A 16,840-nucleotide genomic window follows, 5' to 3' on the forward strand; every position below is an offset into this window, starting at 1 on the left:
TTCCCATCCCCTATGTGAGGTCAAATAAATTTAGTTTTTGCTGTTATCGTCTGTACCGTTGTTGTGTGAAGTGCTGTCTTCAACTTCCTTGACATGCTCAATGGCACGGACATTTATTCCTTGGGCATCACAATCAATAATGATGTGACTTGCTTCAGGGTGTTGGATAAAAAATTTGGCTAATTTGGGTTCAACTAAAACACGGAAACGGCGACCTAGTCCGCGTGCGCCAAAACGGACATCATGTCCAGTCGATAAAAATGCATTGGCTGTTGCGGTCAGCTCAATGGTTCGACTTTGTTTACGTAAACGGTGATTGAGTTTCTCAACTTCTAAATCGACTAAGGTGCCTGCAAAGTCAGCTTCGACCGCTTGGTAATGCAAGATTCGTTCGATACGGTTTAAAAACTCAGGATCAAATTTCTTATGCAGTGCTTTATTGGTAATTTCGCTGTCATCGAGTTTGCTAAAACGTGCCAATTTTTGCAGTGGCTTCGGTAGTTTTGCCAATTGCTTTAAACGTGTCTGCGCATCTTTCGCGCCGACATTACTGGTCATAAAGATCATGCAGTTTTTAAAGTCGAGAACTTTGGTTCCTGCGGTGAGTTTTAGTGTTCCTGTTTCTAAAACATTCATTAAACCGCGAATCACTTCGGTACTGGCTTTTTCAATTTCATCAAACAGTACAATGCCGGGTTTTGAAAAACTGCCTTGAATGGCGGCTTCATCAAAAAGTGTATTGCCTTCTTTAGAACCGACATAACCTGGAGGTGCACCTGTAAGGGCTGCTGCATAATGTTCTTGTGCCAAAGTGTTCATATCAATTCGGCAAAACGCATCAGGTTTACCGTGAATGGCTTCTGCAATCAGGCGTACAGTTTCGGTTTTACCGACACCTGTTGGACCAAGCATTAAAGTGACCGATAGTGGTCGATTGGGTGAGTTAAAGTCAGCTTTAACCGTCACCAACATATTTTCAATTTCGTCCAACGCTTCGCTTTGTCCAATGATTCGGTCACGCACATGCTGCATGACCAAATCTGGATCAAAACTAAAGCGAGAGGTACGTGCAATACGTTCTTTGCTTTGCATCTCGTAACGTTGCTTGGCCAAAGTCTCTTGGTTGGCGCTGATGCGGTCACTGGCAAATGTCATGTTGAGTACCTCCTACTACTACACAAGTGAATTAAGATGCTTCTTTTTCTAAACCTTCATGGGGTAAATTCCCGATCGGGCATTCCGCAACACCAATGGTTGAACGGGTGATTTTCTCCACATCTTCTTGTGCTTTTTGCGCATCCAAGACCCAAGTTTTGTAGAAATCAAATGGGCAGTCTGCAACGCCTTTATCACCATCACCGTTGGTATGAACGCCTGTGTAGCCACGGTGTAAGAGTTTGAATAAATGGTTTTGTGATTGATCGTATTTACGTGCGTCACGAATTTCGTGTAGTGACAATTGCGCGTATTGGATGCCGTTTTCTTCTGTGCCACATTCACCTAGCGTACGACCATCGAAGCCAATTACAGATGAATGACCGAAGTAAGTGTAAACGCCGTCAAAGCCTGTACAGTTCGCGACAGCAACATAGACGTTATTTGCCCATGCCATACTTTTTGACATATTCACTTGCTGTTCTGCGGCAGGGTACATATAGCCTTGGCAACGCACCACAAGCTCCGCACCTTTCATCGCGCAGTCACGCCAAATTTCAGGGTAGTTACCATCGTCACAAATGATCAGTGACATCTTGATGCCTTTCGGACCTTCAGTCACATAAGTGGTATCGCCTGGGCACCAACCTTCAATTGGGCACCACGGAATAATTTTGCGATATTTTTGAACGATTTCACCTTTGTTATTAATCAAGATTAAGGTGTTATAAGGCACTTTATTTGGGTGTTCTTCGTGTTGTTCACCTGTAATTGAGAACACGCCCCATACATTGGCTTCAATACATGCTTGAGAGAAAATTGCAGTTTCATCACCCGGAATGGTGGCAGCGGTTGTCATCATTTCATCATGGTCGTACATAATGCCCATGGTGCTATATTCAGGGAAAACAATCAGGTCCATACCTGGAATACCTTGTTTAATCCCTTTCATCATTTCAGCAATTTTTTTTGCGTTCTCAAGAACTTCGGCTTTGGTGTGTAAACGCGGAATCTTGTAGTTTACAACTGCTACACCCACTGTATTTGGACTACTTGAGATATCACCATGACGCATTTACATTCTCCAACTTCTTACATTTAAATCAAATCTATAGTCAGAGTGTTGCGTGAAATGCTGTTTTAAAAAATACGTTGAATTGCGTATATGAATGCGTATTTAAAGCTGATTTTTATGTGTGAATATTCTTGTAATTTGGAAATGATTGATGTAGAAAAATGATGCGATCATGCCATGAAAAAATCCCCCGACGAATCGAGGGAGGGTGGAGAACATTACAGCCAAATAAAACTCAAGATTTTACACAGATAGATATTTACTAATCGTGGTTTCATCTACATTGGCACGGATATCTTCATAAGCAAAACGTCCTTTATCAATTACTAAGAAGCGATCTGCCATGGCCATGGTGAAACTCAAGACCTGTTCAGAAACCACAATGGTCAAATCACGTTTATCTCGAATCTCTTTTAATGTTTTGGCAATGTCCTTGATGATTGAAGGTTGAATCCCTTCGGTTGGTTCATCTAAAAGAAGCACTTTAGGATTGGTTGCCAAAGCACGTGCAATCGCAAGCTGCTGCTGTTGACCACCTGATAAGTTACCACCTTTACGCTTACGCATATCCCAAAGCACAGGAAACAGTTCATACAGGTCATCGGGCACTTTACCGTGAGCAGAAGCAGGTAATCCTGTCTGGATATTTTCAAGTACAGACATGGTCGAGAAAATCATACGACCTTGCGGCACGTAAGCGACGCCATTTTCAACACGTTGGTAAGGATCAAGTTTCTCAAGATTCTTACCATCAAGCTTAATTTCACCTTTGGTATTTTTAATATCACCAATTAGGGTTTTAAACAGGGTGGTTTTACCCATACCGTTACGACCCATGATCGCAACGATTTCTTTGGGCTGAATTTTAATATCAAGATCATGAATGACCTGACTTTGTTTATAACCTGAACACAAAGAATTTATTTCGAATAATCCGCTCATATGGCCTCCTTAGTGTCCTAGATAGACTTCAATCACTTTTGGATCATTTTGAACATCGTCCATTTTTCCTGCTGCCAAGATTCTACCTTGGTGAAGAACGGTCACTTTGTCTGCGATGGTTTTAACGAACTCCATATCGTGCTCAATCACGAGCACTGAACGTCCTTGGCTAATTTTTTTCAACAGTTGCGCGGTTTGTTCACGCTCTGAGACACTCATGCCTGCCACAGGTTCATCCAGCATCAAAAGTTCAGGATCTTGCATGAGTAACATACCAATTTCGAGCCATTGCTTTTGACCATGAGACAGCAAACCTGCAGGCGTATCGAGTAAGTCAGTCAGAAAAATCATCCCTGCGACTTCCTGAATACGGTCTTCAACGTCTTTAGTTCGTTTAAAGAACAGCGCACCAAAGACATTACGACCACGCGGGAATGACATTTCTAAGTTGTCATACACTGATAGATTTTCGTAGATATTGGGGTTTTGGAATTTACGCCCCACACCCTTACGCACAATGTCGAACTCTTTGAGTTTGGTGAGTTCGATATCGTTGAATTTAATAGTGCCTGAAGTAGCTTTGGTTTTACCGCAGATTAAATCCAGCACGGTGGTTTTGCCTGCACCGTTTGGTCCAATGACCACGTGTACTTCGTTTTTGTCCAAGTAGAAGTTAAGGTCGCTGACGGCTTTGAAGCCGTCAAATGAAACTGTGAGATCTTCAATGACAAGGACAGGTTTTGTCATTTCTACGCCGACTTTACTCATTTGACACCTCCTTCTACAACGGGCTCTGGGATATCTTCAGGGTCATTAGCTGGTGGTGGGGTAGGCTTGTCTGCTACCTTCTTTTTGAGGAAGAGCGGACGCACATATTTTTGATATACACCTGCTAAACCATCTGGAAGGAACATCACTACGAAGATGAACAAACCACCGAGTAAGAATAACCATAATTCAGGGAAGGCTTCAGAGAAGTAAGTTTTACCAAGGTTTACGAGTACAGCACCGTAAACGGCGCCAATTAGAGATAAACGACCACCGACAGCAGCAAGAATGACCATCTCAATAGAAGGCACAATGCCAATAATAGTCGGTGACATAAAGCCGACTTGAAGGGTAAACATCGCGCCACCAATAGAAGACACAACTGCTGCAAAGCAGAAGATGAACACTTTGTACATCGCCACGTCATAGCCTGAGAAACGGACGCGTTCTTCTTTATCACGCATTGCAGAAAGGAGACGCCCCAGTTTAGAGCTAAGAACAAAACGGCTGATCATGATCACTGCAATTAAGAGCAGGGCATTGATGTAGTAAAGCACGTATTTTGCCTCGTCCGTACGAATGTCCCAGCCATGTAATGTTTTAAGGTCTGTAATCCCGTTAATACCGCCTGTGAAACCTTGTTGACCAATAATCAAGATGGTGAGAATTGCGACAATGGCTTGCATGATGATTGAGAAGTACACATCACCGACACGGCGGGTAAACATCGCAAAACCAATAATGAAGGCAAGCAAAATCGGAATAATAATGATGGCAAACAGGGTAAAGCCAAAGCTATGGAAGGGCTCCCATAACATGGGCAGACTGGTGATTTGGTTCCAGTCCATAAAATCGGGAATACCCGGTGTGGTTTGTGCCGCAGTACTTTGCATGTCTGAAGCTTCGAGCTTTAAGAACATGGCCATGCAGTAACCGCCAATGCCAAAGAAGATGCCTTGACCTAAACTTAAGATCCCACCATGCCCCCAGCACAGCACAAGACCAATTGCCACGAAAGCAAAAGTGAGATATTTACCCATCAAATTGAGACGGAAAATATCTAAAAACATGGGCATTACAAGAAGAATCAGTACAGCAAGAATGGCAAGTCCGATCGCCCCTTCTTTACCGCCTAAAAATGCGTTTGCTAAATTTTTCATAATTTCTCTCCTGAATCCTATTTACGAACTTTGATTGAGAAGAGACCTTGAGGACGCAGCATCAAGATGATGATCACAGTCGCCAAAGTAATGACTTTTGCCACAGAACCGGACAAGAAGAATTCTAAAATCGATTGTGCTTGCGCAATGCTAAATGCTGAGGCAATTGTACCCAGTAAACTCGCTGCACCGCCAAAGACCACCACAAGGAAGGTATCGACAATATAAAGTGAACCGGCGGTTGGACCTGTAGAACCAATCGTGGTAAATGCAGCGCCTGCGATCCCTGCAAGACCACAACCTAGTGCAAAAGTCAGACTATCTACACGTTTGGTGTTGATGCCGACAGCACCACTCATAAAGCGGTTTTGGTTGGTTGCACGTAGTTGTAGACCCCAACGTGAACGGTAAATCAGGAAATAAACAAAAGCAGTTACAGTTAACGTCACACCGACCAAGAATAATCCATTAATTGGAATATCAATGGTTTCTGTGGGTTGATACGAACCCATCAACCAATCTGGCAGGGTCGGGCTGACTTCTTTAGGGCCAAAGACAGAACGGAAAAGCTGTTGCATGATGAGACTTAAGCCCCATGTTGCAAGCAGGGTATCAAGTGGTCGTTGATAAAGCCGGCTAATCATCAGCCGTTCGACCATGTAGCCAATAATGCCTGCGGTAAGAAATGCGGCGATAATCGCAATCAGGAAGTAATAGGGTAAAAGTTGTGGGAAGAAACTTTCAGTTAAGGTTGAAATGAAAAAAGTGGTATAGGCGCCAATGGTCAGGAATTCACCATGTGCCATGTTAATGACACCCATTTGCCCAAAGATAATTGCAAGGCCGAGTGCCATCAATAACAGCACACAGAACACAGAGAGACCATTAAAGCCTTGCATGGCAAAAATTGCACCGAATTCAGCAAATGAAATATCCATCGCATCATCCTCCAAGCTTTAAAATTGTGTGGAATAAAAAGATCAGGAGAATGGCTTTCCCCTGATCATGTGGCTGTTAAATTAGTAACCTTTAGGGAATGGGTTTGGTTTGATTAAACCTTTAGACTCGTAAACGACTTTAAACTGACCGTTGGTTTGTACTTCGGCAATACGTGATTTGCTCCATAAGTGATGGTTCGGGTCGATTTTCACATAGCCTTCAGGCGCAGTTTTCATCTCTAAACCTTTAGAAGCCGCTGTCACTTTCGCGACATCGAAGCTACCTGCTTTTTCAACCGCAGCTTTCCATAACCATGGACCTAAGTAAGCCGCTTGCGTTACGTCACCGATCACGGCTTTAGGACCATATTTCGCTTTAAACGCTTTTACGAACGCTTGGTTATTCGGGTTATTCAGGCTTTGGAAGTACTTCATTGAAGAGTAGAAGCCCTTCATGTTTTCGCCGCCAATACCGAGCAACTCATCTTCAGTGACAGACAATGTAAGCAGAGTTTGTTTGTCACCTGTGACACCCGCTGCTTTCATTTGTTTGTAGAAGGATACGTTTGAACCACCCACAACAGCAGCGAAGATTGCATCAGGTTTTTTTAACTTGGTTTTATTAATCAGTGAACCGAATTGCGTATGACCTAATGGATAGTATTCTTCACCGACTACTTTACCTTTCAATACTTTTTCGATGTGCGTACGTGCAATTTTCATTGTGGTACGTGGCCAAATATAGTCAGAACCAATCAAATAGAAAGTCTTGGCTTTTTTCACTGAAGATAACCAGTTCAGTGCCTCAAGTACCTGTTGAGTCGCTTCCTGACCTGTATAGATGACATTTTTAGATTGCTCTAAACCCTCATAGAAGGTTGGGTAGTAAAGCAATGAGTTGTTACGCTCAATAATTGGCAATACAGCTTTACGTGATGCAGATGTCCAACAACCAAAGATGGCAGCCACGCGGTCTTTTTCAGAGAGCTTACGTGCCTTTTCTGCAAATGTTGGCCAGTCAGATGCACCATCTTCTTGAATGATTTTGATCTGGCGACCGAGGATACCGCCTTGTTTATTAATCTGTTCAATGGCTAAACGTTCTGCTTGAATCGAACCTGTTTCAGAGATTGCCATGGTGCCTGTTGCTGAGTGCAACTGACCGACGTAAACGAATTTATCGTCTACTTTAAGTTTGGTGGTATTCACTTTAGCGGTTGCAGGAACACTTGCGTTTGTCAGCATTGGTGCAAGTAAGAATGGAACGGCAAGTACACCTGCAAGTAGCCCTGAGGTTTTTACTTTTGCTTTTAAAGTCATGCTTTTTCCCCTGTCGAATCTGAATTGATTGAGCGCATACGCTTTTTAATTGAACTGCGTTTGGTATGGCTTAAGCCTAAGGGGAGTTAAATCATGCGCATATACGTCACTTTACGTATATGCCTCTGTATAGCCATGCTTTTAGATACTGTTAGGCTGGGCATGGTTTTTGCTTTAAAGAGCAGATATTGATGAATGTTTGACTGTCATGCAACCAGATGCCCATTCGAGCCAAGCACCGCAGCGCGTGATTCCAACCCGACGTAAATACAATACGTGGGTGGTCGATGAAAGTATTGAAGATTATGCACTTCGCTATGCGCCAAAATCGGTACGCAAATGGTCACTGTGGACAGTCACCAATACTGCCATTGCCGCGGTCAGTTTCCTTGCAATGGAAGCATTGGGCGCAACCATGCTTTGGCAATATGGTTTTAGTAATGCATTTTGGGCATTACTGGTGGTATCGCTGATTATTTTTCTGACCAGTTGGCCAATTGCTTACTATGCCGCACGCTATAACGTGGATATTGATTTACTGACCCGTGGTGCAGGTTTTGGCTACATTGGTTCGTCTATTACATCGGTCATCTATGCCAGTTTTACCTTTATCTTTTTTGCCTTTGAAGCCGCCATTATGGCTTTGGCATTGGAACTGGGTTTAGGCTTGCCGTTAAGCATTGGTTACTTGGTGTCTTCACTGATTGTGTTACCACTAGTAGTGAAGGGCATTGGTTTCATCAATAAAGTACAAGCATTCACGCAACCCATTTGGTTATTCTTATTATTATTACCGTGGTGCTTTGTTTTGGTGAAGCATCCGAGTTTGGTACATGAGCTTGCACTTATAGAGGGCGTAAAATCCAATACTGCATCCTTTAATTTGGCATTTTTTGGTGCATCTTGTACCGTTCTATTTGCTTTGATTACCCAAATTGGTGAGCAGGCCGATTATTTACGCTTTTTACCTGATAAAAAAAAGATTAAAAATAAATGGAACCTTGCCGTCTTCTTAGGTGGACCTGCATGGATTTTGGCAGGCTTTGCTAAGATTTTTATGGGTATGCTGTTGATGGCATTGGCACTCAAGTTTTTTGTGCCGAATAGCGAATTGACTGATCCAAACTACTTATATTGGATCGCGTTTCAACAGGTTGTGGCTCATCCCGGAGTTGCTTTATTTCTGACGGTACTCTTTGTCTGTATTGCACAAATTAAAATTAATGTCACCAATGCCTATGCAGGTTCACTCGCATGGTCAAACTTCTTTGCGCGGTTAACCCATAGCCATCCTGGTCGCGTGGTATGGCTGGTATTTAATGTTTTTATCGCGTTACTGCTCATGGAGCTGGGCGTCATTCATGCTGTAGAACGGGTTTTAGGTTTATATAGTAATGTTGCCTTGGCTTGGGTGGGGGCGATTGTTGCAGACTTAATCATTTGTAAGCCTTTGGGCTTAAGTCCTAAAGGAATCGAATTTAGACGTGCTTATTTATATGATATTAATCCTGTCGGTGTAGGAAGCCTCTTTATTGCATCAAGTTTATCTTTGCTCTGCTACTGGGGGATTTTTGGCGAGATTGCTCAATCATTGGCGGGCTTTATTGCACTCGGCACTTCCATGCTCTGTGTACCGTTTATCGCCTACATGACCAAAGGCAAATATTATCTTGCGCGCAAAGAAAAACCTGCATTGTCCTGTGTTGAAACTCAAACCTGTGTGGTCTGTGAGCATGATTATGAAGTGGCGGATATGGCAAGTTGTCCTGCTTATAACAGTCATATTTGTTCGCTCTGCTGCACCTTAGAAGCGCGTTGTCATGACTTATGTAAGCCGCATGCGCGTTGGTCATCTCAACTTCGAGTTTTTGCGACATGGTTCTTACCCAAATATTGGGTGCAATATATCAATACACGTTTAAGCCTGTATATCTTGCTGTTGTTGGTGTTGGGTATCGTTTTGGCAGTGAGTTTGAGTCTGATTTATTTGCAAGAGCTTTCAAGTACGGGCTATTCTTTTCAGCAGCAGGATGCCTTACTCACGCTATTCATTAAAATTTATGCGGTTTTATTTTTATTACTCTGCGTCGCTGCATGGTGGCTCGTGCTCAATGATGAAAGTCGTCGTCAGGCACAGCAGGAAAGTAATACCCAAACCCAGCTGCTGATGGATGAGATTGAAGCGCATAAAATTACCGATCGTCAATTACAGGATGCGCGCATACAAGCTGAAAAAGCCAATGAAGCTAAAAGTCGTTATGTGATTGGCATTAGTCATGAATTGCGAACGCCGTTGAACAGTATTTTGGGATATAGCCAACTCTTACAAAAACAAGAACAACTCTCGGACAAAGGAGAAGCTGCACTAGGAGTGATTAGTCGAAGTGGTCAGCATCTGACTTCGCTGATTGATGGATTGCTTGATCTAGCGCGAATTGAAACGGGGAAAATTTCTTTAGAAAGTTCCAATATTGATTTTCCAAAATTTCTGAATCAAATCGTGCATATGTTTGAACCACAATTCATGCAAAAGCAGCTCGATTTTCAGGTCTTCATTAGCAATAAAATTCCACAATATGTACGTACCGATAAAAAGCGCCTTGAACAAGTGCTGATTAATATTTTAGGCAATGCGCTGAAGTTTACCGTTTCGGGTCGGGTCACTTTTAAAGTCGAGTATCGTTTTCAAACGGCTTATTTTGAGATTCAGGATACAGGGTGTGGCATTGCAGAAGATGATATCGAACGTATTTTTCAGCCTTTTGAACGTGGTCATAACGTCATACAAGGCAGCTTTGCAGGCACAGGTTTAGGACTACCGATTGTGAAATTGTTGGTGGATATTTTGGGTGGCGAACTCAAGATGAACAGCCAATTGAAACAAGGTTCAGTCTTTAAAATCAAACTGTATTTACCATCAAAATCTCTGATTCACCCCATTGCAGATGTCGCATCCAATACCGTGGTTGGCTATAGCGGTCAACGCCGTAAAATTTTAGTCGTTGATAACGAACTGACGGATCGTGGTCTAGTGCTCAACTTCTTGCAACCTTTAGGCTTTATTTTGGAAGAGGCGGAGTCAGGTTTGGAATGTTTGCGCAAAGTCCCTGTTTTTCAGCCAGATTTAATATTAATGGATTTGAGTATGCCGATGCTCGGGGGGTGGGAAACGGCAAAATTATTGCGTAAAAACAAAATCACCAATGTCCCCATTATTATCATTTCAGCCGATGCCAACGAGCGTATGCAAAACCCTGAAACCGATGTGCTGAATGAAGATTTTTTGGTAAAACCTGTTGATTTGAATCTGCTGCTCAATAAAGTCGGCGACAAACTTGGCTTAAGTTGGATTCATCAGCATGAAGATGAACATGTGCCTGAAATCTATTTGCCGATCCAGCCAAATTTTGAGGACATTATCGATCCGATTCAGATTGAGCCCGTACAAAAGCCTAATCCCTTAACACTGAAAGAAGCGATGCAGCAATTGGAACAGCATTTAAGTATTGGTTATATCCGCGGTGCAAAAGAGCAATTGGCGCAATGTATGCAAGATTTTAGTCAGCATCAGGAACTATGGGCTCAGATTGAACAAGATTTAAAACAGTTTGATTTTAAGACATCCATTCAGCGTTTGCAGCAGCAAAACAATGCATTGGAATAGGGGAATGAGCATGTTAGAAAGTATTTTGATTGTTGATGATATTCCTGAAAACTTAAGCTTACTGCATGAAAGTTTAGATCAGGCAGGCTATCAGGTTTTAGTCGCAACCAATGGCTTTAGTGCGATTGAAATTGCCCATCGCTCGCAACCCGATATGATTTTGCTTGATGGCAGCATGCCTGAGATGGATGGCTTTGAAACCTGTTTGCAGCTTAAATCGAGTCCGATGACCGAGCATATTCCTGTGATCTTCATGACAGGCTTAACGGAAACTGAACACATCTTAAAAGGCTTTCAAGTTGGCGGGGTCGATTATGTCACCAAGCCTTTAAACATTGATGAAGTACAAGCGCGCGTCAAAACGCATCTTTTACAAGCGCGTTTAATGCATCAACAAAAACAAATGTTAGATGCAACGGGGAGTGCAATTGTGTCATTAAACTTAAATGGAGAAATGATTTGGCAAACGCCGGTTGTCAGTGAGCTATTAAAAAGACATGAAATTGATCTCGAACATTTTCAAAAGAGTTTAAATATATGGCTACAAGACTTACTAAAACAGCCAGACCAAGCGCATTTCATCCATGGTCAATATGGACATCAACAGCATCAGTTACAGCTCAATTTACTGACGCCCATGGACGGCAATCGGGTTTTTAAACATGTTCTGGTTCAACTGAAAGAACAAACCCAAATGCCAAGCGCAGAGGAGATTGCACAAGCATGTCCAACCTTAACCCCACGTGAAGCAGAGGTCATGCATTGGGTGACGATGGGTAAAACCAACCGTGATATTGCTGAGATTTTGCAGCTCAGTCCGCGTACAGTGAATAAGCATTTAGAGCATGTATTTGAGAAGCTGTTTGTGGAAACGCGTACCGCTGCGGTGTTGCATGTAACGTCGGCTTGTCAGAATCAGGCGGTTGCTTAATTAATTGTTAACCCTCTCTACAAAGGAGAGGGTTAATGGTTTGGAAAAAATTATATTTACAAATTTATAGCTCTGTAGTGTCATTCCATAAAAAATAACCCCCATATTGACTTGGGCGATATTCACCACCTTTTAATTTTCCTTCGTCTGTTAAAAAGTGCTTTCCATTTTCATTGAGTTTTAGAAAACCTTTCTCAACCAGTTTTTCGAGAAGATCAGCAGTTTTGAGTTTATGTTTAGCAGCAAGTTTTGATGTGGTTAATTTGCTGAAGTTATTTTCATCTTCATTATCTGTTTCTTCTGTAGTTGCTGTCTGTTTAACAGCATCAAGCGTGATTCGAACTTCTTCACTAATACGAATAATTCGCTGCGCTTCTTCATACGCATCTTTAAAGACGTCATCATCTTCATATTTGCGGACAGAAATTCCCATTTCATTATTATTGACTTGGCTAAACTCATAAAGGTTTAAGCTTGAAATAATACATTCAGATTCATTGAGATAGCATTTGGCATGTAAGTTCTTACAAAAACTAAGACGAACATAGTCCAGTTTCTGAATCCATTTGATCTCTTCAGGATGTAAGTCACTTTTACCATAGACAATACGGACGTCAATCTTCAGACGATCTTTGTCTTCTAAAAGTTCTTTAATACGATCATTAAGACGTAAATAAGGACTGATGAGAATTAAACGCTCTTTGGCATTTTTGATGAGTTCTTCTAAGAAGAAATTCGTTGCGCTCGTGTTTAAGAACTTAGCCATTGATCCCCTCGAATGTTATCTCTTATGTTTATTTTATAAGCATAAGATATAGGGAAAAGGGGCATCACTCAACCTTTAAAAAATATGCCATTGGCGGAAACATTATGCCCAAAACCACAACCTGAAATGTCTCCACTTTGTTTTAGTAAAGCACGACGCCCAAGCTTGGCATCAAAGTCAAAAGAAATATCAATATTACAATCATTCACTCGATAGATTTTGCGCGTTTGACCAAGCGGCATTGATGTCTCAAAAGTGCCAATGTTTGGTCCATAAATGAGACTACGCGCACCCATATATAGCCCTTCATATTGAATACTGTAGTTATTTTTACTTTGTTGAATGGTTAAGGTATTCCATTCGCCAAAACCTGCATGTTGTATATATTTACCTGTAATTTGTTTGGTATTTTGAGGTGTTGGCAACTGTTTTAAATTGAATTGACTCATACTCGACTCAGGATATGCCAAGTACCAAGCCCGCGCCAATTGTGCTTTGCCTAATTTGGCATAGCCTAAACCGACATTATTAAAGGCAAGTTCAACGTCACGTTGTTTCATCCGGATGCCACTTTCATCTTCATTCAGCAGGCAAAACCCACTCCATGAAGCTTGCTGTTTAAATTGTTCAATTGCTTTTGTATATTGTTTTTGATCGTAGAATTTTTTGCCCTGATAGGCATAAGTTTTTACTTTGGCACAACCTTGTTTTAGTTCTTGTGCAAAGCTAATTTCGGCATGTGTCGCGGTCGCAAGCGCAAGGTATAAGGCACTCGCTAAAACTATTTTATTCATCATCATGATTCGTTATCGATTGCTTTATTCATAGCAAATAAATAAAGCAAAGAACAGCGATGCGTTGTCTTATTTTGTTAGACCGATCAGGCGTTCTATGCGCAGCATAAAGCTTAGCCGGCATCACAGGTTTGTTCGTATTTTCAATATTTCAGATGAAGATGAAATGAAGGGTATGACCTATATTCATCAAAATTTTGACATAAAAAAAGCAGAACCGAAGTTCTGCCTGTGAGCAAATATCAATTAAAAATGATATTTAACCAATGCGCTGACATCATGTTGATCAATGTCTGTGCCGTATTTATTATTCCAAACTGAATGCTCAATACCGACATACAGCTTAGTCTCAGGAGAAATGTGTTTACCAACATTCCATTTGTATTGAGACGTCCAGTTTAATTCGCTCTTATGATCAGGACCTTCAGCAGTTGACCAATCTAGGAAAGCATCTGCTAAGAATTCTTCACCAGCAATTTTAAATGGAACCGCATAAGTGATAGTCATTTGATAATCATCTTTTTGCAGGTCATTTTCAGCTTTGTAGAAGTTGATATTGGCATAGCTCGTGTATGGAATATCTAAAGAGAAACCAAAACCGTATAAGTAATTATTGAAGCTTGAGCCACCTTCCCAAGTGGTTGCAACCAATACATCTTTGATTGGACCAAGTTCAAGTTTTTGACCTGTAACAGCACCAAGGCTAACACGTGGTGAAACTTCGAAGTAAGTCTCATTACCTGCATCTGTATTGCTACGGTCAGCGAAAGCGAAGAAATCGCCATACTTTAAGCCAGCAGCATATTCAGCAGTAATTGTTGATTGTTCAACATCATCACCAGCACCTGGATATGCATAATTTTCGCCATAAAGTGCAGTTAAGCTAAAGTCTTGCCATACAGGTGCAGCTTGTGCCACTGCAACAGTTGAAGCCAATGCACAAAGTGCCGCAATTTGTTTAATTTTCATGAAATTCTTACCCCCAAAGAAAGCAGAATAAGCATACAGATTAATAAGTAAAAATAAAGTGTGATTCGACCATCGAACGAAAAATATTCGAAAAATGGCTTATGGTCGTATGTTTTATCAGCAGATTTACTGGTGTTTAGCATAAGTTACAGCTAAATCTCATTCATCAAAATATCTTAAAAGTAAGCGTGCTTGCCATGCAGACCTATTTTTTAGATTAAAAAACCTGAATTGGTTTACATAAAAAGGCAAAGTGGGGCATTGTTTGAAGGTCAAGTTATGGCTTGAGTAAGGAGTTGTCACATCACGTTATGCTTTTGCTAAAAATCTAAAAATACTGCTTGCAAAATTTTCAGATACAGCCGATATTCGAAGTATAAGGACACCGTTCTGCAGACTCAAAAAAGTGTTCATCATTCAAAGTGGAGGGTAACGACCAAAACGACTTGAATAAATGAAATGCGATATAAAACAGTAATCTATAAGTGTGCCAAGTGAAAAACTTTGCACAAAAAAGTTACAAAGATTGAGGATGGTAATTTATGAACATTGAGCTTCGTACAGATAAAAATATTCAAAATAGTGATCGTCTAATTGCATACGTAAATGCCGAATTAAATCAAGAATTCCAACGCCACAGTGAGCGTATTACCCATTTCTCAGTTCATCTTAGTGATGAAAACGGTCCCAAAGGTGGCGCAGAAGATATTCGCTGCATGATTGAAGCACGTCCAGCAGGCATTAAACCTGTCGTAGTGAATCATCGCGGTCATAATATTGCGACTGCTATTCACGGTGCAATTGATCGCCTTAAACGCAGTATCGAGCATGCAATTGAGAAAAAAGACAATGTGCGCACCACGCCACTCGAATTAGCGCCTGAAGCTGACATTGAACAATAAAGAATAGATTCTTATAAAAGCCCTGCGGGGCTTTTTTTACATAAAAAACAAATATAGTTGGCTTAGGCGAAAACAAAATCCTGTTTATTCGGCATAATAGCCGAAAACGAATTGAAGTGAGTTCCATCATGTTAACGGCGCAACAACAGCTTTTTGTGCAAGCACTCGAAGAATTAAACTTAACCCAAGTCAAACAACTCTTAGCAGATGGACTCAATCCAAATTTTATTGATTTTGAAAAAGGTCCTGTGATTTCAGTTTGGTCAGATGGCTTATTTAAATGGTGGGAAGAGATTTGCGAAGCCTATGAAGCGGGTACACCACTTAGCGCTGAACAAAAACAAGCCAATTTAGCGGTTCATCTTGAAATTTTGGAAGCGTTAATTGCAGCAGAAGTCAATTTACACCTTTGGGATGCAGAAGAAATTTATGGTCCACTTTGGGATGCAGCGAGTGCAGCATGTGCGCCTGCAGTACAACGCTTGCTTGATGAAAAAGTAGATCCCAATAGCAAAGATGAAGATGGTTTAACTATTTTATCTTCGATCAGTGATTTATTCTTTGACTGTGATTTCGATGAAATTAATTGGTCAGAAGCATTAGATGAAGAAAAACAAACACTTGAACTCTTGCGTAACCATGGCGCAAAAATGACCAAAGAAATCAGTTAATTAGGTAAGACAATATGACAACACTTAAGACACTTGCATGTATTGCTTTGGCAACGAGCAGCGCCCAGATTTTTGCAGCCGAATTTGAATTTGATCGCCCGGGTACGGGTTTTGGGACATCAACAACGCCCGTAGGACGTTTGGCATGGGAGCAGTCTTTACCGACCGCAAGCTATGTCAAATCTGGTAATGAAACCACCACAACCTTAAATGCTGACATGTTATTGCGTACCGGTTTAACTGATAGCTTAGAGCTACAACTCGGTTGGGATGGTCCGGCATGGTCTAAAACCAAAACTGCAGGCGTATCATCTGAGCAAGATGGTTTGGGTGATGTCAGTATTGGTCTGAAAAAAGCAATTGATTTACAAGATGACAAATTATCGCTTGCTGTATTGGCACAAGCTGTCATTGCTACAGGCAATAGCGAGTTCTCTAATCGCAACGATATTTATACACTCGGCTCAACCGTAGCGTATCAATACAATGATGATGTGGATACATCCATCAGTATGTTCTACGAATGGCAAGACAGCCATTGGGCAATCACGGCTGTACCGACGTTGCAGTATAAAATTGCGGGTGATTGGTCAGGTTTTTCTGAGTTGGTGTATCGTAAAGCTGAAAGTCAAGACAATGAATATGGCTTAGGCACAGGTGTGATGTATGCCTTAAATGAGCGTACTCAACTAGATGCGAGTGTGGGCGTGGACTTAGAAGGTTCAGCACGAAGCTACAATGCGGGTCTAGGTGTTTCATTCTTATTTTAAAGCATAACTTGAAGG

Annotated in this window: 15 protein-coding genes; 5 read left to right on the forward strand and 10 right to left on the reverse strand. The window is 41.5% G+C overall.

What is annotated here, in order from left to right:
* Nucleotides 1-30 precede the first annotated feature (30 nt).
* From GFH30_RS00445 to urtA, 7 genes are all read right to left on the reverse strand, one after another.
* Complete coding sequence (locus GFH30_RS00445; RefSeq protein ID WP_153370121.1) at nucleotides 31-1,155, reverse strand: AAA family ATPase; 1,125 nt, start codon at nucleotides 1,153-1,155, stop codon at nucleotides 31-33.
* Nucleotides 1,156-1,186: 31 nt separating this feature from the next.
* Entirely contained in the window at nucleotides 1,187-2,230 is a 1,044-nt protein-coding gene (locus GFH30_RS00450) for an aliphatic amidase (protein WP_153370123.1), read from the reverse strand.
* A gap of 243 nt (nucleotides 2,231-2,473) precedes the next feature.
* A complete protein-coding gene (urtE, locus tag GFH30_RS00455) occupies nucleotides 2,474-3,172 on the reverse strand; it encodes an urea ABC transporter ATP-binding subunit UrtE (protein ID WP_153370125.1) in 699 nt (232 codons plus the stop codon).
* Nucleotides 3,173-3,181: 9 nt separating this feature from the next.
* The gene (urtD, locus tag GFH30_RS00460) at nucleotides 3,182-3,940 is read right to left on the reverse strand and encodes an urea ABC transporter ATP-binding protein UrtD (protein ID WP_153370127.1); all 759 of its coding nucleotides are present in this window, start codon (nucleotides 3,938-3,940) and stop codon (nucleotides 3,182-3,184) included.
* A complete protein-coding gene (gene urtC / locus GFH30_RS00465) occupies nucleotides 3,937-5,100 on the reverse strand; it encodes an urea ABC transporter permease subunit UrtC (protein WP_153370129.1) in 1,164 nt (387 codons plus the stop codon). Before urtC ends, urtD begins: the two co-directional genes overlap by 4 nt.
* Before the next feature lie 17 nt (nucleotides 5,101-5,117).
* Nucleotides 5,118-6,038 (reverse strand): urea ABC transporter permease subunit UrtB, encoded by a 921-nt coding sequence (urtB, locus tag GFH30_RS00470; RefSeq protein ID WP_153370131.1) that lies wholly within the window; start codon nucleotides 6,036-6,038, stop codon nucleotides 5,118-5,120.
* 81 nt (nucleotides 6,039-6,119) lie between these two features.
* Nucleotides 6,120-7,358 (reverse strand): urea ABC transporter substrate-binding protein, encoded by a 1,239-nt coding sequence (gene urtA / locus GFH30_RS00475; protein WP_153370133.1) that lies wholly within the window; start codon nucleotides 7,356-7,358, stop codon nucleotides 6,120-6,122.
* A 208-nt stretch (nucleotides 7,359-7,566) separates the two neighbouring features.
* Here urtA and GFH30_RS00480 point away from each other — a divergent pair, with 208 nt between their 5' ends.
* Together GFH30_RS00480 and GFH30_RS00485 are read left to right on the forward strand one after the other, a co-directional pair.
* A complete protein-coding gene (locus GFH30_RS00480) occupies nucleotides 7,567-11,022 on the forward strand; it encodes a hybrid sensor histidine kinase/response regulator (RefSeq protein ID WP_153370135.1) in 3,456 nt (1,151 codons plus the stop codon).
* A gap of 10 nt (nucleotides 11,023-11,032) precedes the next feature.
* Entirely contained in the window at nucleotides 11,033-11,953 is a 921-nt protein-coding gene (locus GFH30_RS00485) for a response regulator transcription factor (RefSeq protein ID WP_153370137.1), read from the forward strand.
* Between the two features lie 64 nt (nucleotides 11,954-12,017).
* Here GFH30_RS00485 and GFH30_RS00490 read toward each other — a convergent pair whose 3' ends face one another.
* From GFH30_RS00490 to GFH30_RS00500, 3 genes are all read right to left on the reverse strand, one after another.
* Nucleotides 12,018-12,719, reverse strand: coding sequence for a phospholipase D family protein (locus GFH30_RS00490; protein WP_067727799.1), 702 nt, complete (start codon nucleotides 12,717-12,719; stop codon nucleotides 12,018-12,020).
* Between the two features lie 68 nt (nucleotides 12,720-12,787).
* Nucleotides 12,788-13,516, reverse strand: coding sequence for a hypothetical protein (locus GFH30_RS00495; RefSeq protein ID WP_406565738.1), 729 nt, complete (start codon nucleotides 13,514-13,516; stop codon nucleotides 12,788-12,790).
* Between the two features lie 243 nt (nucleotides 13,517-13,759).
* Nucleotides 13,760-14,482, reverse strand: coding sequence for an outer membrane protein OmpK (locus GFH30_RS00500; RefSeq protein ID WP_153370141.1), 723 nt, complete (start codon nucleotides 14,480-14,482; stop codon nucleotides 13,760-13,762).
* 542 nt (nucleotides 14,483-15,024) lie between these two features.
* Between GFH30_RS00500 and GFH30_RS00505 the strand changes: the two genes are divergently transcribed.
* From GFH30_RS00505 to GFH30_RS00515, 3 genes are all read left to right on the forward strand, one after another.
* Nucleotides 15,025-15,384: an HPF/RaiA family ribosome-associated protein gene (locus GFH30_RS00505; protein ID WP_153370143.1), complete on the forward strand. Its 360-nt coding sequence runs from the start codon at nucleotides 15,025-15,027 to the stop codon at nucleotides 15,382-15,384.
* A gap of 128 nt (nucleotides 15,385-15,512) precedes the next feature.
* Nucleotides 15,513-16,055: an ankyrin repeat domain-containing protein gene (locus GFH30_RS00510; RefSeq protein ID WP_153370145.1), complete on the forward strand. Its 543-nt coding sequence runs from the start codon at nucleotides 15,513-15,515 to the stop codon at nucleotides 16,053-16,055.
* A 14-nt stretch (nucleotides 16,056-16,069) separates the two neighbouring features.
* On the forward strand, nucleotides 16,070-16,825 hold the full coding sequence (locus GFH30_RS00515; protein ID WP_153370147.1) for a transporter: 756 nt from the start codon (nucleotides 16,070-16,072) through the stop codon (nucleotides 16,823-16,825).
* Nucleotides 16,826-16,840: the final 15 nt, after the last annotated feature.

Origin of the sequence: Acinetobacter wanghuae, assembly GCF_009557235.1 — a bacterium.
In the GTDB taxonomy this organism is placed as follows: Bacteria; Pseudomonadota; Gammaproteobacteria; order Pseudomonadales; family Moraxellaceae; genus Acinetobacter; species Acinetobacter wanghuae.